Source organism: Methanobrevibacter sp. (assembly GCF_017940815.1).
GTDB lineage: Archaea > Methanobacteriota > Methanobacteria > Methanobacteriales > Methanobacteriaceae > Methanocatella.
The window spans coordinates 1-16,870 of the sequence record NZ_JAGAXX010000053.1; the positions used below are offsets into that span (position 1 = coordinate 1).

Annotated in this window: 9 protein-coding genes and 1 pseudogene; 5 read left to right on the top strand and 5 right to left on the bottom strand. The window is 35.7% G+C overall.

Annotated elements, in window-relative coordinates; all coding sequences use genetic code 11:
* From ILA26_RS06930 to ILA26_RS06940, 3 genes and pseudogenes are all read right to left on the bottom strand, one after another.
* Positions 1 to 405 (bottom strand): annotated as a pseudogene (locus ILA26_RS06930) (type II secretion system protein F); the annotation flags it as partial.
* Positions 406 to 514: 109 nt separating this feature from the next.
* Positions 515 to 1,948, bottom strand: a complete 1,434-nt coding sequence (locus tag ILA26_RS06935) for a TrkH family potassium uptake protein (RefSeq protein WP_292895707.1) — start codon at positions 1,946 to 1,948, stop codon at positions 515 to 517.
* 291 nt (positions 1,949 to 2,239) lie between these two features.
* Complete coding sequence (locus tag ILA26_RS06940) at positions 2,240 to 2,968, bottom strand: heparan-alpha-glucosaminide N-acetyltransferase domain-containing protein (protein WP_292895709.1); 729 nt, start codon at positions 2,966 to 2,968, stop codon at positions 2,240 to 2,242.
* Positions 2,969 to 3,183: 215 nt separating this feature from the next.
* Between ILA26_RS06940 and ILA26_RS06945 the strand changes: the two genes are divergently transcribed.
* Positions 3,184 to 4,065, top strand: a complete 882-nt coding sequence (locus ILA26_RS06945; protein ID WP_292895711.1) for a CPBP family glutamic-type intramembrane protease — start codon at positions 3,184 to 3,186, stop codon at positions 4,063 to 4,065.
* Positions 4,066 to 4,080: 15 nt separating this feature from the next.
* On the top strand, positions 4,081 to 4,770 hold the full coding sequence (locus ILA26_RS06950) for a CPBP family glutamic-type intramembrane protease (protein WP_292895714.1): 690 nt from the start codon (positions 4,081 to 4,083) through the stop codon (positions 4,768 to 4,770).
* A 48-nt stretch (positions 4,771 to 4,818) separates the two neighbouring features.
* Here the strand turns inward: ILA26_RS06950 and ILA26_RS06955 are convergent, their stop codons facing one another.
* On the bottom strand, positions 4,819 to 12,006 hold the full coding sequence (locus ILA26_RS06955; RefSeq protein WP_292895716.1) for an Ig-like domain repeat protein: 7,188 nt from the start codon (positions 12,004 to 12,006) through the stop codon (positions 4,819 to 4,821).
* Positions 12,007 to 12,222: 216 nt separating this feature from the next.
* Positions 12,223 to 12,705 (bottom strand): hypothetical protein, encoded by a 483-nt coding sequence (locus ILA26_RS06960; RefSeq protein WP_292895718.1) that lies wholly within the window; start codon positions 12,703 to 12,705, stop codon positions 12,223 to 12,225.
* 140 nt (positions 12,706 to 12,845) lie between these two features.
* Here ILA26_RS06960 and ILA26_RS06965 point away from each other — a divergent pair, with 140 nt between their 5' ends.
* From ILA26_RS06965 to ILA26_RS06975, 3 genes are all read left to right on the top strand, one after another.
* Entirely contained in the window at positions 12,846 to 13,067 is a 222-nt protein-coding gene (locus tag ILA26_RS06965) for a hypothetical protein (protein ID WP_292895720.1), read from the top strand.
* Positions 13,068 to 13,222: 155 nt separating this feature from the next.
* Positions 13,223 to 14,956, top strand: a complete 1,734-nt coding sequence (locus tag ILA26_RS06970; RefSeq protein ID WP_292895722.1) for an ABC transporter ATP-binding protein — start codon at positions 13,223 to 13,225, stop codon at positions 14,954 to 14,956.
* A 1-nt stretch (position 14,957) separates the two neighbouring features.
* Positions 14,958 to 16,727 carry an ABC transporter ATP-binding protein gene (locus ILA26_RS06975; RefSeq protein WP_292895724.1) on the top strand — a complete coding sequence of 590 codons (1,770 nt, stop codon included), beginning with the start codon at positions 14,958 to 14,960 and terminating at the stop codon, positions 16,725 to 16,727.
* Positions 16,728 to 16,870 lie beyond the last annotated feature (143 nt).

Sequence of the window (16,870 nt, forward strand, 5' to 3'; positions counted from 1 at the left end):
CATTTCATCATACATCGGCCCCTCCCCATACTTAGACATATCCTCCATTGCGTTTTCAAAGCTTAGACCAACCTGAAGCATGCTTGAAAGCTGCCTTAGGAAGTCCGGTGCAGTCCGCTCTATTTCCTGAGCCCGTTTCTCCTGCTGTACAATGACATATGTGAAAAGTCCAGGAATTATGAAAAAAGGCAATATCAATATGGACAATGGAAGGTTTAGGAGAGTCATTTCTATTGCTAAAGCAATTTCTGAAATTATTAAAAAAATTATCAGAATAGCTAAAACTTTACTTGCATCCGTAAAAATAGCTCCACTCAACAAAAATTCCTGGAACTTGGACAAATACCTTTCAGGAACAATATTGTCAATGAAAACTACTAGATTGTCAATTATTTTAAAATTCATGAAATAATATTAATTTTTAATAAATATAAAGACTTGGTTACCTATTAAATCAATTTTATTATAGGAAAACAATATTTATTCTTGAGAGATTATGCTTACCATCATTAAATCATCTTTTAAATATCTCAAAGAATGCCCTTAATGTAATCAATACAGGATAAATCTCCAATCTGCCAGTCAACATGTTAAATATGCCAACAACTTTCAATGGCCATTCCAATGCTTGTGAAATCTGCCCTATTTCAAGGCCAACATTACCCTGCATCGAAACTGCAAAAAATAGCGAATCGAATGTGTCGTGACCGTACAGGCACAATAATGACCATGTAATGAGAATGAACAGCAGGTAAATTGTTATGTAGTTTCCGCTTTGCTCCACAACATCGTCGGAAAGCTTTTTTCCCTCATGGTGAACATGAACAACGCTTCCTGCGGGAGACCATATCTCACGAAGGTTTCTGTATATCCCCTTAAAAAACGCAATGATTCTCATCAATTTTATTGCACCGACCGTGGATCCGTTGGAACCTCCCATGAGCATCAACACTATTAATATGAATATTGTAAACGGAGGCCATCCCCCCATCACGGTTGAGCTTTGAATGCTTGCTCCGGTTGTGGTGATAGCCGAAACCACAACAAAGAGATTGTCCATTGGAACTATATAAGATGTGAAATAAATCAACAATGATGCAGCCGCTATCAGACAAATCATCACCTTAAATTGCATATCCCTAATTAAAGATCTTCCACGTGTCTTTATAAGATTATAATGAACCAAGAAGCTTGTTGCACCCAGTATCATCAGGATTATGGTAATGAAATAGATGATGTCGCTTTGATAATATCCCATATTCGCATTCTTTACGCTCATTCCACCTGTTGAAATTATGCTGAACGTATTGCAGATGGAATCAAAAAGAGGCATTCCCGCAAGACAATACAAAACAATGCCGAAAACTGTGAAAATGGAATATATCTTGAGTGTCTGTTTTATTGTGGCCTTGGTGGATGGCTTAATGCGGTCCTCACGGGCTTCGGACCGATATAATTTTGAAGAAGCCGCACTGGATTTTGTTAGAACAGATATGATCATGACAATGATTCCCAAACCACCAATCCATTGCTGGAAGCCCCTAAAAAATAGCACACTGTGAGGCAGACTCTCCACATCTGGATAAATTGTAATTCCACTTCCAGTCAATGCTGATACGCTTTCAAAAAGGGCATCGATGAAGCTTATGCCAGTTATAAAGTAAAGAATCAAACCGCAAACCAAACCTGCCCATAACCATGAGAGAGTGGATACAATCATTGCATGCTTCAAACGCATTTTCTTGATGTTTCGCCCCTCCAAAAGCATTATGCATATCAGGCCGAGTATAATTGACATCAATGAAGGAATCAGATAATATGGAGCATTGAATTCCAGATAAATCAAGTCTATGATTATTGGAACCAGACACAACACCCCTATTCCAACCATTAGTCGACCCATATTCTTAGCAACAATCAACAAATCCTTTCTGTTAATGTACTTCACGGCATCACCCGATTCATCAATTATGTAACTATTGAATAAATCAGTATATAAATGTTAAAGTAAAGAAAATATTACTATAATTATTAGAAAAAATAAATAAAAATATAAAATATGCCTAAATTAATATACAAAATAGCATATAAAAACAATCTTTTAAAATTAGCAGATAAAACAATGAAAAAATAGTTATACAACCTTATCCAGACAAATCAAAAATAATTTCGAGCAGGGTCATGAAATAATATAAATGAACATCATCGGAAAACACACCACTGCCCAATACTTGTGAGGTCACATAAAGTAAACGAATGCTACAATTATATAGATTGGCCAAAACTTGAAGAACTTTTTCTTGTCTTTGGCTCTAATGAAATATTGTCCCCAAACAAATCCTGCAACTGGAAAAATGAACCAAATGAACAATGGGAAAGCGCCAAATCCTCCAGCAGAACCTATAAAATCAGCGAAGAATAAATTTGAAATTGGCAACCCAAAATCAAAACCTCTTGTAAATGTTCCGATTAAGGACATTACAACTGCAATCACGATCATCCATTTGTTTGAAAGTTTAAATTTATTTAATACCCCCATTAAAACAAATGCTAAACCGGCAAACGCAAAAATGTCAACACAAAACAATAATAATCCATCATCAGTTGGGAAAACACACCATCTGCCTAAAAGAGCTCCGCAAATGAAATTAGGTATGAAAAATTCAAATACATTTACCAAAAGGCATAGGAGATATAATATTACACCTCTTCGCATCATAGTATTCCATTGGCTGTGTCTCGAATATACTATCCCAACACCCATACAGAACATAAAAACTGGAGCGGCACAAGGCCTACCTAAAACATTACCAAATACAAAATTATAATCATAACTTAAAGAATTGTTGAATCCCTTAACTACCATTAAAGTATGGAGAAAAATCATGAATATGATGGATAATCCCTTTGCAATATCTAGCTCCACCTGCCTTCCTGTATTGACCTTCTCCTCAGAAAACAAATCCAACAACCAACACTTATTCTATCAGAGTCAAATACAAATAACATTGTATAGTTAATATTGAATATGGTGGTTTCTCTTGTTTCAATTGCCAAGTTATTATAAACTGGTTTTGAAATTCTTGAAAAATCAGATTTTATCCAACGAATAATTTTCACAAAATGCCAATAAAAAAAATGTTACTGATAGGATTATATGCAAATAAATAGAAAGATATCTATATGACAGGCAAAGAGATTTCAGAATACACAACATTTCCAAGAACTTTCGAAAAATACAGATGGTACAAGCCCATACTTGTTTTCATAATAGGTGCAATAATATTCTTAATACTCAGTTTAATATTAACTGCCGTTTTCTCTGCAATATACGGAGATAACATTATGTACCAACTCATGCATGGCGGATATGAAATCATGAACACCGAAATAGGCGAAATCTATTCCCATTTGGGAGTGGCCATCATGATTCCATCTTTGTACCTTGCAACTAGAATTGTTAAGGACAGACCGTTTTCCTCATACTCATCTTCACGTGGAGGATGGAACAGAAACCTATACCTCAAGGCATTTATAATCCCATTTATTTTATTCCTTATCGTGGGAGTTATTGAAGCCGCAATACTGGGCAATACTGGAGATTATCATTTCTCAATACTGTTTTTTATAATCCTTCTAATTGTAGTGCCGCTACAATGTATTGCTGAAGAATACGTGTTCCGTGGACTTATTATGCAAACATTCGGGTCATGGTTTAACATACCGATTTTGGCAGTGATTCTCCAAGCCATAACCTTTGGATTAACCCACGGATACAATGGCATAGGAAACATTGGAATAATAATTTCAGGTCTAGTGATGGGATTTTTAGCATGGAAATCCAATGGTCTGGAAGTCAGTTCCGCATTCCATACTGCAAATAACCTATCCCTCAGCTTACTGGTCATGTTTGGAATTCAATCCACAACATCAACCATACAAATGTCTGATTTAATAATTTCAACCACTGGCACTGTAATTTTCGGCATATTACTTTATTACATCGGAAAGAGAAGCAACTGGTTTGGTGAAATTCCAGAAAACCTTCAGGAAGACGATTCTTAAATAATAAGTGATAATATGAACAATTTTTATAGATTTGAAAACGAAAATATGGACTTCCCATTTTATAACGGAATTCCAATGCTTTCATCAAAGGACTGGCTGTTCCTATTGGCAGGAGTTTTAGTGTTTATCGCAACCCTTATTATTCCAGCAAACATTGATGACAATACCACATCATTGATTTTATGTCTGTCAGTGCTCCTCCCATTAGCTTACGTATGCCGGGGAAGATTTGAACTGTTGTTCAGAAAGCCTGAAAGAAAAGACATCAAAATAATCATTGCATGTTTGATTGCCTATTTCATATATTCCATAGTAATGGGCATCTTACTTGAAAATTTGGGATTGGCTCCAACCACAAACGCTGCAGTAGAATCAAACATGGATCTTGTTTTCTGGATTATGACATTCATACAGCTGCTTGGCGAGGAATTGTTTAGGGTATCCATATTCTTAATCATGATGCATGCACTCTTCAACATAGCATCCAGAAAACTTTCCATCATATTAAGTACAATCGTAGCACTCCTGATATTCGGTTTGATGCATGTCAATACCTATGGTGGAGCATTAGCGCATATAATATTGATTATAGGACTGGGAGGCATCTTCTATTTCTACGCTTACCTGAAAACAAAAAACGTGATTTTGAGCTACATCATTCATATTTTAATCGATGTAATAGCTTTAACTCTACCAATTTAACATTTATGTTTAAAAAAAAAAGAAAGATTAGGAGAAATTATTTTCTCCTTATTTGATTTTGATTTTTACTTTTTTGGTAACTGCCTTGTAGTATTTGTTGCCTTTGAATTTGATTTTAGCTTTGAATTTACCCTTTTTGGATAATTTCTTGATTTTAAATACCGCTTTTCCTTTGGCATTTGTTTTCGCCTTGAACTTTTTGCCTTTGACTTTCAAGGTAACTTTAACATTCTTGATAGCCTTCTTACCAGATTTGAGTTTTATTTTGTATTTTTTAATCTTTTTAGCTTTCTTGAATGTTTTCTTTTTGGCAGTTAACTTGGATGCAGCTTTACCCACAACCACTTTAGCAGCAACACTTGATTTAGCATATGTTCCGTCACCCTTGAATACAATGTTGGCAGTGTATGTTTTCGGATCCAAACCGTTTGTTGACAATTTGGCAACACCATAGGCATTTGTTTTAACAACTTTTGTTTTTCCGTTGATTATGATACTGAGACTTCTTGACTTGACCAGTTTACCGTTTTCATCCTTAACTGTTATTGTCAAGTAACCGTTACCATTGTAGGTTGTGGTCACTTGCGGTGCAAAAATGACTGTTTTCAATAAGGACGGATCTACAGGAGTGTTTTCAACCACACTAAATTCTTTAGTTGTCTTATTGGAATTAAATTCCTTATCACCAAGGTAAATTACAGACATATTATAATTTCCGATAGGCAATGAAGATTCATATACTACTTTACCGTTGTTGACTGGAAGGTAGACAGTACTGTTATTCAATTCAATCGCAACCAAACCATCAGCGGTTTCGTTAACATTAACAGTTACAATAACATTGTTTCCATTAACAGAAACGTTTACATCAACAGTAGTGTTTTTCAATGATACATTTTGACTAGTGATGCTAAATGAGCAAGTAGCATTTGCAGCATTGAATTTATCATCACCAAGGTAAGTCACATTAGCTACATAAGTTCCGGCTAAATATTGGTTTTTGAATACAGCCACACCATCGACAACAGGAGCATAGAATTTATTTCCAGAAATAGCAATTTCAACGTAACCTGTTGCATTTTTATTGACATTAACAGTGATAATTACATTGTTTTCAACAACTTGTGAAGTTACCTCAAGATTTGCATCAAGTTTAGTGGTATTTTCAACCACATCTACTGATCTAGTTGTCTGATTAGCATTGAACTCACCATCACCAATATAAGTAATAGTCATATCATAATGACCAACAGGCAATACATACTCTTGAGTTACTTGACCGTTGTTTATTGGTAGATAAATGATATCGCCATCCAATTCAAATGCAACCAAACCAGTGGCATTCTCATTGACTTTAACAGTTACAGCAACATCATTTCCATTAATTGAAATATCAACATTCAGGGTAGTGTTTTTCAATGATTCCTCTTGCTCAATCACAACAAAGGTAGTTGTTGTAGTATTGGAATTGAACAAATCATCACCAAGATAAGTCACATTTGCAACATATTGTCCTGGAATGTATTTGTTTTCAAATTTAGCAACACCGTCAACGACAGGCACGTAGAACTTCTTGCCTGCAACTGCAATCTCTACAAAACCTGTAGCTTGACTATCAACTTCAACAGATATGGTTACTGTGGTCTCATTGACATCAGATTTTGCATCAATTGTAGTGTTAAAACTGCGGGAAAGTTCAATTGTTTCATTGTCCATACTAAAGTCATAATTATCATCACCAGAATACATGGCAGTTACATTATATGTGCCAAGTGGCAAGATGGCAGAATAACTAATGAATTCATTATCGCCAGTCAAATCATAATAAGTGTATGTATCGTTGATGGATAACAATACGAATCCTGTAGCGTCAGAAGGAACATTTATGATGACGAAAATCTTATTGCCATCAACATAAACATCCAATGTGATGTTTGAATCTTTTATTTCAGGCTGTTCGATAGTGATTGATTTTGTTGCCTCGGCAGGATTGAATTTTTCATCACCAATATATTTAACATTAACACTATAATTTCCAGGGCTTAAGACTGTTTTATAGTAAGCAAAACCATAATCCACTTTAACATATGCTTCAGTTCCATTAATGTCAATTAAGGCAAACCCGTTGGTTTCAGCATCGAGACTGATGAAGAGTTCAACTGTTCCTTCATTGATTCTGCTTGTCACATCAACAGTAGTGTTTTTAAGAGCAGGTTTTTCAATTGTAAAGCTTACAGAAGTTGAATTTGATTCAAACTCATCGTCACCTAAGTATTCAACATCAATTACATGATAACCTTCATTGAAATAACCGTTAAATACAGCTTTTCCGAAGAAAACATCAACCTTGTAGGTGTTTCCATCAATTGTGAATGCAACTTCACCGGTTGCATATTCATCGACCTCAACAGTGATTCCGGCATTGTTTCCGTCAATGCTGACGTTTTGAGTGATTGTAGTGTTCTTCTTAACCTTATCGGTTACATTGATTGTTGTGCGTGTGCTGTTTGCATTGAATCTGGAATCTCCTGTGTATGTTACCAATACATTGTGTGTTCCTGCTTCCAAAACAGTGAAGTGCACAGCTTCACCATTAACGATTGGCACTAAAACTGATTCACCATCTATAATAAACGCAACAACACCTGTTGCACTTGGATTGACTTTAGCGGTTAAGAACACGTTATTGTTTGCCATTTCAGGAATGATTTCAATTGAAGTGTTCTGCAATGCATCATCATTTGACTTTGTAGTGTAGAATGAAACTGTTCTGTTAACGGAAGTAAAGATATCTGGCTTGTCGGTTTGGTAAGTAACATTTACAACATGATATCCTGGTTCAAACTGACCTATGAAAGTTGCAATACCGTTTTCAATAGGGACGATGTTGCTGCCGAATAAGATGCTACCAGTTACATTGGAATCCATTTTAACAGTGATGTTCACATGAGATTCGACAACAGCACAGTTGACTTCCATTTTTGGAATAATCTTCTCAACAGTGAATGTTTCAACAATACGGCTTTCATAAACAGTATCGTTTTCTTTGTTGACAATGATTAAAGTGTAATCTCCACAATCTAAACCATTAACGATCAATTCCCCATTATCAATTGTTCCGTTTTCAACAGACACATTATTAGCATCTAAAACACTGTATGTAACAATGGTTTTATTGGAGATGTTCAATTTAACTTTGAAATCCTCACCATAAGTAATGCTTTCTGGAGCTTCCACGTCGATTTTTGAGTCATATTTGAGCACAAGATAATATACCTCATCCTCATAGCTTCTCAGATAATGTGAAGTAGGAATATACTCTGCGATTACCGGATAATGACCAACAGGATTACTTACTTCAACTGTGTAAACCCTCTCACCAGCAACATCTACTTTAAGAACTCTCAAACCATTAATAGCCACTATTAAAGTACCTTCAGTCACACCACCATAAATTGAATCAAGAACAACAGTGACGTTTCTGCTTTCACCAATATGATAATTTTCAACAATCACATTCAAAGAGGTTTTTACTGGAAGGATAGTGAAACTGCCATTTATTTTAGGATATACATGATCATTCTCGATGTAAATAGTGTAATTATATGTTCCAGGTTCAGAGACATTTAAAAGAGTGTTCAGTTTTAAATTAGAATATCCATTAGGATCAGGATTCAAAACCATACTCTTACCATTGGACAACTCAAAGATGATATATTTCATTTTATCCAGATAAATTACATTGCCGAAGGTGTCAACTAACCTTACAGAATAGTCACTGACATTGCCATATACCATTTGATCAGGCAATCCTTCAAGGTGCAATCCAGCAACGAATTTAACAGTTTTAGTGAAAGACTTGTCGGCATACTTGAGGGTTATTCCAATAGGATTTTCATAGTCATAACCTTTTTCGGGAACAACATATGTAAGCTGATTATCCGGGACAATATAAATATTTCCAGTTACATTTTCCTTGATTTTAATATTGCTTGTGGTATTGAATGCAAACTCAATCCCTGGCAAGCCATAATGATTCTCATCAACAGTGATAACTTCATTTTTAGAATTGACGTATTCATTATTTAATGACATTGAAATGCTTGATGTAGTCACGGTTACATTCAGGAAGTACCATCTGTCCGCTTCAAGGTCACCAAGGACACTAGGTTTTTCATTGTAATTGGTCCAGTCGTTTCCAAACCAGTTGTCATTGAAATCAAAACCGAATCCTCCCCCTATGTAAAATACAGGTCCAGGATTATTTGTTAGGATACAGTCATTTACTTTAATATCCCCCTTATTAAATTCGGCCACACTTCCTAAAATATTTGCTCCATTTTCAAATACTATTCCACTCATTGAGAAATGAGCTGCATTAACCTTGAACATTCTTGTTTGGCCTTTTGCATCGATAATATGGCCTTGACCTAGGATAGTGATTTTTTTGTTAATGAGGATACCGCCATTATCTTTAATATTTGCATCGGTCGCTTCAGTGTAAACATAATCTTTTTCGAGAATTAATTCTCCTCCTTCAGGAGTATTGTCGATTAACCTTTGCAAGTCCGCAAATGTAGCATTTTTAACTGAAATGGAAGTCATCTTTTGAGCAAATGTATACTGCAAATCATTAGCATGTTGTAAAACCACAATAGGATAATATCCTGTGTGTGCATCACCATAACTAAATGTGGCAATACCATTAACATCACTTACCTCAGAAGAAGTGAAAACTCTGTTTTTAGTGCTTAAAGCATACAAATCAATTTTCACAAAAGGAGCATACTCTGATTTAAGGGAATTTGTTTTTTTAGCCCAATATCCATTTCCCCAAAAGGAAACATTATCAAAGTCGACTGTTGCGTTATCTTCAGCATATACCGCATTGACATAATTATTTCCGCCTTTCAAGGCAACCTGCAATTCCTGATTATCCCTATCATCCTTTACAATGACTATTTCAGTTGCATTTGCCTTGTTGTCCATGAAATAAGAATCGCTAATACTCATACTCTTTGTGTCAAGATTACCATCACGGTCCTTATTACTGAGATAAATTGCACCACCCCTTTCAGCGACATTTAATGTGAAATTAGATGAAAGAATATTCATTGGATTTACTTCAAAGTAAATGGCGCCCCCCATCTTTGCCTCATTGGCTGAAAAGTAAGAGTTATTAATTACATTATTATAACTTAAACGGTTGTATATTGCACCACCCAATGTTGCCCTATTGTAAATAAACTTGTTCCCCGTCAAGGTTACATCACGACAATCGAAGCTGTATATTGCACCCCCATTTTCAGCAGTGTTATTTATGAAAACACTATCTTGCAGAGTTGTCTTTTCACCAATTATGCCGAAATTATGGAAGTATAATGCACCGGCATCCTTATCAGCACGATTTGATTCGAATGTACAATTGACTATTTTACCTTGGTAATTACTGAAGTCAACTGCACCACCACGATAAGCGTGATTGTTTCTAAATTCTACATTTTCAATAGTACCATAGCTGCCCTTGAACTCTATCGCTCCACCATAGTTCTCATGGTTTCCGTTAATGAGAATCATGTTTTTAAGTGTAACATCACGAACACGATCGCCAAACTGGAATATTCTTGAGAATCCTTTTGCATCAATTGTATGGCCCTGACCATCAATGGTCAAATTATCTTTATTGATTAAAATACCCTGAACAATGTTTGTGTCATAGACTTCAGAGTAGACAAAGTCACGGGTCAAGTTTATGACACCATTAGCAGATGCATTGTTGACTAAACTTTGCAAGTAGTTGAATGCACCGAATGTTTCGAATTCACCAGGGACACTGAACGGCAAGGTATAACTGTCCCCATCAAAACTACAGATGAATGTATTGTAACCTTCATTACTCCATGACCATAATTTTTGATCATGCCTATAATCATATTTGACTTGGCCATTCTTATCAGTGCGGAATGTTGGAGTATAAGTGTCTAAAGTATATTTCGGATTCTCAAATTTAATTAAAAGCTTAATTTCTTTGTTTATTAATGGATTCTGGCAAATGTTTACATCATTGGTTTTTACAAAATTTGTACCGTTCCAGAATTCGCAGTTTGTAAACTTAACATTTCCTTGGGATGTGACCGCACCTACATAATTTGTAATAGGTTTTAATGATATGGTTAAAACACCCTCAGCACTGTTGGTCACCTCGCATTCCACTTTGGATTTGATGTTGGTGAACTTACAGTTTTCAAATACTATATTGGTACCTTCCACAGCCTTGACAGCACCATACTCACCAGTGATATCTTCAAAATTACAGTTTTTAAATGTGATATTACATTTATAATTGGCAATTACGGCACCTCCGGTGATGTTTCTGAAGTTACAGTTTTCAAACACCACTACAGGAGTCCTGTTATACTTTCTCATAAAAGTATCATCGAAGTCATCAAGGATAAATCCCCCGTTGATTGCATTTATGAAATCACAATCCCTAAAACAAGCAAGAGTCTGTGTGTGAGTAATCTTACCTAGTGATGACAAACCTTTCGCATCAAATATTCCATTCGGACCTCCTTTAAAGTTACCTAAAATATAGACATTATAAAAAGCTTCAGGATTTCCTGAAAAAAGAGTTCCTCCATTTTTTATCGCATCCATTTTAGATGCAGGTCCACCTTTAAGAATCATAGGTTGTCCTGTTGAAATGGTATGGATCTGTCCACTATGATCAGGAAAGTCCATAAGGAATAAAAACCATGTATGATAACGGAATTGACCAAGTTGGGACTTAAAAGTCACAGAATCAAAAGTCGGACCAATATTTAAAGTCTCCGTACTTTTGAGATATTTATATTTAATTGGATAACCATAGTTAATGAAATAATCCTCATTTGAAGACAAAACATCCTCATCATCACTAGCTCCAAGCACATCTCCATTGCTTTGAGCTACACTATCACCATCAATTTCAATGCTTCCATTACTTTCCGCCTGACTACCAATAACCTCCTCGCCATCAGCTTCAAGCACTTCTTCAATATCATTTTCCGGTTCGGCTTCCGTAGCCTGAACCTCTATATCCTCCATGTCTTGTGAAGAGATTACCCCCACAAGGTTTGAATCATCAGTTTGTAATGTGGAATTATTGTCCGGGGCCTGTGTTGCGCTTACACAAGTAACGCTCAATAATATAAGCATTATCAAACCGATGAACATTACATTATTCTTAATTTGCATTTTTACACCAAATAAATATAAAAATTTATACAATATTATTTATTATTTTTATACTATTTATAAATAATTCAATATTTTAGTGTATAAAATGGCAAAATAATATACGAAAATCGGTAAATTGGATAAATAGATAAAAAAAACTAAACTAGAAAAATCATTGAAAAAAAAAATAAAAAAGTAGAAGTGGCCCAAGCCACATCAAATAACTTTAAGGATTTAGACAATCACTTTGGAAATGACATCCTTGTCCGCTGTAACTTGAGCGCATTTTCCGTCTTGAACGTAGATAAACATTGCAACGCCATCTGATTCGCTGTACATTCCCTCTTTACCATTGATTGTTTTTTTGACCATTCCATCCTCTGATTTCAATTTGTCTGCAGACAAGTTCTTGTCTCCGGTAAACATCACCTGAAGATTAAGCAAGTCCCCATCCTCATTCAGGTATTGATGATTGCTCAATGTAATCTTTGAATTACCAATGGAGTAAGTGTCGTCATCTTTTGCTATGTCCTTTTGTTCGCCGTAACCTTTTGGAACGTTGAATGTGATTCCATCGATTGTCACATTAGTATCTGCATCGAATGGAGTTATGTCCAATGCATCCAACATTCCCACATCATCGTCTGCTGCTGACAATGGAGCCAAGGTCATTATTGCAATGACCAATCCCATCACTAAAAAATTTTTTATATTCATAATACCACAATCAAATATTTATAATGTCAAATATTAAAGTTTTCTTATTTTACAGGATTTTATTTGAATTAAAAAATATTGAACAAAAAATTTATATTTACGTATGCCTAAACCTTAATATAATTAAAGGAGGTGACTTGATGGTAGAAAGTGATGCAGTGATAAATGGAGTTTTCTCATTCATCATTCCGGGATTAGGCCAGGCAATCGAAGGTTACAAGGCAAGAGGTTTGATCATATTCATAGTTGGAGTGATAATTGCAGCAATAATCATTTATTTAAATTTTGGCCCAATAGTACAGTATACCGTGTCTGGAATTTACGGACTTATTGCAGCATATGATGCATACAGATTATACTAATTTGAGTAATTAAATATTACTCACCACTTTTTTTAAAAAAAAATTAACAATATCACATAAATTTTACAAAAAAGTATTCAATTTACAATCTTACCATTAAAACATTTATATTCCACTTAATAAACTATTACATATCACATTTAAAGGTAATGATTATGATTAAATTTATGAGAGATTATGTTAATCCTTATTGGAAATATCTTCTTTTAGTCATACTGGTGGTTATACTGCAAGTATATTTCCAGATAAACATCATGCAGGAGACAAAAAACATAATCGATACAGGCATTTACAACAGAAACCTCAGTTTTATTGACAACACCGGAATCTACATGATGACTCTTACAGTGCTTTATGGAGTGAGCATGATAGCTTCATCATACTTGAGCTCATTCATTAGCGCAAGCGTAACCTGCGACGTTCGTGAAGGATTATTTGATAAGATTGTTTCATTATCCTCTTATGACTTCAACAAGTTTGGAGGCTCAAGTTTAATGACACGTGCAACAGCGGACACAACAAGAATCCAAATTTTCATGATAAATTTCCTGAGAAATGCACTTATCATTCCCGCCGTGATAATTGGAGTCATAATAGCTGCTGCAGAGATCGACTTGACCCTGTGCGGAATACTTGTAGTCGCTTTCATATTGACAATCGTATTTATGGAAGTGAAAAGTAGACAGAGCATTCCCCTATTCAACAAACTGCAGAAAAAGTTGGATTTCCTGAATTTGAAGTTCAAGGAAAAGATAGAGGGAGTTAGAACAATAAGGGCATTCGGAAAACAGAAATATGAAATTGAAACATTCAACGAATTGAATGATGAATTTAATGAAGATTCAGTAGAGGCTGAATTAAAGCTATACTACCTGACACCAGTTGCCCTGATTATAATGAACTTAGCCGTTTTATTGATTTACTATTTGGGGTCTGTCCAACTTAAGACAAAGATAGTTACAATATCCGACTTAATCCTATTTTTCCAATATGTGACCTATTTCATCACATCACTTGGAATTCTCCCATTCATTGTGGACACATTACCTAAAACAATTGTGGCAACCGAACGTATTGAAGACGTCTTGTATATGGATGAAAGCGTAATCAACCACCCCTCCGACGACATTTCCAGTGAAGACGAAGATGCGCCAGAGGTCGAATACAAAGAAGTCATTTTCGGATATAGCGGAGCAAAAAGCGTTATTGCAGACATCAGCTTTAAAGCCAAAAAAGGAACCACTACCGCATTAATAGGACCTACCGGTTCTGGAAAAAGTACCATAATGTATCTTTTAAACAGATTATATGACCCAACCTTTGGAGAAATACTTTACAAGGGAATTGACACCAAACAGCTGGACATTACCTACCTACGGGACAAAATTTCATATGCAAACCAGAAAACGCTTGTACTGAATGATACAGTCTATGCAAACATTGCCATGAACAACCAAAACCTGTCAAGGGAAAAAGCAATTGAAATGTGTGAATTGAGCAGATTCTCAGAGGTGTTTGAATTTTTACCAGATGGTTTAGACAGCATTATGGCACAAGGAGGAATGAACGTTTCAGGAGGACAGAAACAAAGACTGTCCATAGCAAGAACACTAGCCAAGGATGCTGAAATCTACATATTTGACGACTGTTTCTCTGCACTGGACTCAAAAACTGAATATATCGTCAGACAAAACGTCAAGGAATATCTTAAAGGCAAGACCATTCTGATGGTTGCCCAAAAGATCAGCACAATCATGGATGCGGACAACATCATCGTTTTGGACAAGGGACGAATTGTAGGTCAGGGAACTCATGAACATCTTTTAGAAACATGTGAACTATACCAAGAGATTTATGCCACCCAAGCATATTTGAAGGAGGATGAATAATATGGCCAAACACAAAAAGTATTCATATATTGAGCTTTTCAAGAGATTAAGCAATTACCTCCACAAGGACAGGAAAAAATTCATATTTGCAATTGCAATATTGGTTGTTGGTAATTTCTTGTTGGCCGTTACTCCAAAGCTAGTGGGAAACATCCTTGATTACCTATCACAATATGTATCTAGAGGATATGTTGGACTGAATGAGACCTATTTGATATTGTATATACTTGGAATTGCTGGATTGTACATCATGGGAAACGGAGCTACAATCATAGCAAGCAAAATCACTCTAATCATATCCCGCGACGTTTCAAAAGAGTTTAGAAAGGAACTTTATGAAAAGCTCAACAAGGTGCCTATAAATTATCTGGACACCCATTCGTCAGGAGACATCATGGCACGCCTAACAAATGACCTGATAACCTTTGAATCATTCATATCAAATGACCTGACAGATTTCCTTGTTCAGATATTGATTATAATTCTGGTATTCATCATGATGATTGTTGTAGACCCTTATCTGACAACAATATATGCTGTTCTGCTTCCAGTATCATTTGTCATTACAGGAATTATTACAAAAATCACCAAGAAGAACTTCAAACTCCAGCAGTCATCAGTCGGAGAACTGAACGGATTTATGGGAGACATTTTCTCAAACCATACTCTAATCAAGTCTTATAATATGGAAGAACAAACCAAAGAAAATTTCGACAAAATCAACCAGAAATTCCACAAGTCATATGTGAAAGCCAAATTCTATTCAGGTTTTATTTTCCCTATGACTCTTCTAATCAGCAAAGTAGGATACATCCTCATTAGTATGATTGGTGCGATTTTCATTCTCAAAGGCACATTGACCATCGGAGAGTTCTTGGCATTCATGCTATACGGACAGCTTCTGAACGGACCGCTTTCCCAGTTCTCAACTTCAATGAATCAAGTGCAATCAGGACTTTCATCCCTTGAAAGAATTTTCGAAATTATTGACGAGGAAGAGGAAACAGATGAAACACAACTTGCAAAACTTGATTTGGATAACGTTAAGGGGGAAATTGAATTTCAAAACGTTGAATTCGGTTATGTCCCCGAAAAACAGTTGTTCTATGATGTTTCATTGAAATCAGAACCTGGAATGGTGATGGCCATTGTTGGTCCATCAGGTGCCGGAAAGACCACATTAATCAATGTGCTGATGAGGTTCTATGACATTAACGGTGGAAAAATCTTGCTGGACGGCAAGGACATTAGAGAAATAAACCGGGAAGAATTAAGAAATGCATTTGGAATGGTGTTGCAGGACTCATGGGTTTTCAACGGAACAATAGCTGAGAACATCTCCTACGGAAAAGAGTGTGCCACCATGGAAGAGATTGTTGAAGTGTCTAAATTAATAGGCTGCGATTCATTCATTAACCTGCTGCCTAATGGTTACGATACGGTGATAAGCGAAGAGGATTCCCAATTGTCAGTTGGTGAAAAACAGCTTTTGGTGCTTGCAAGAACAGTATTGTCCAATCCAAAAATATTGATTTTGGATGAAGCTACTTCAAACATGGATACAAGAACTGAAAACATGGTAACATCAGCAATGGAACATATGATGGAAGGAAAAACCACATTCATAATAGCGCATCGCCTATTTACAATCAAGAATGCAGATAAGATTATCTTCATGAAGGATGGAGACATAAAAGAAGTCGGATCCCATGAAGAATTATTGAAATTAGATGGATTGTATGCGGAGATGTATAAAAAGGCATCATCCTAATCGGCTTCACATCATGTGAAGCCACAACCATCATTCAATTGTAATTACTATGTTGTTCAATCCCAATATCTGAGAATAACCTATTTTTTGTGAAACGCTATAAAAATTGCAATTTTAAATCGAGGAGTTCATCCTTCGCCAAA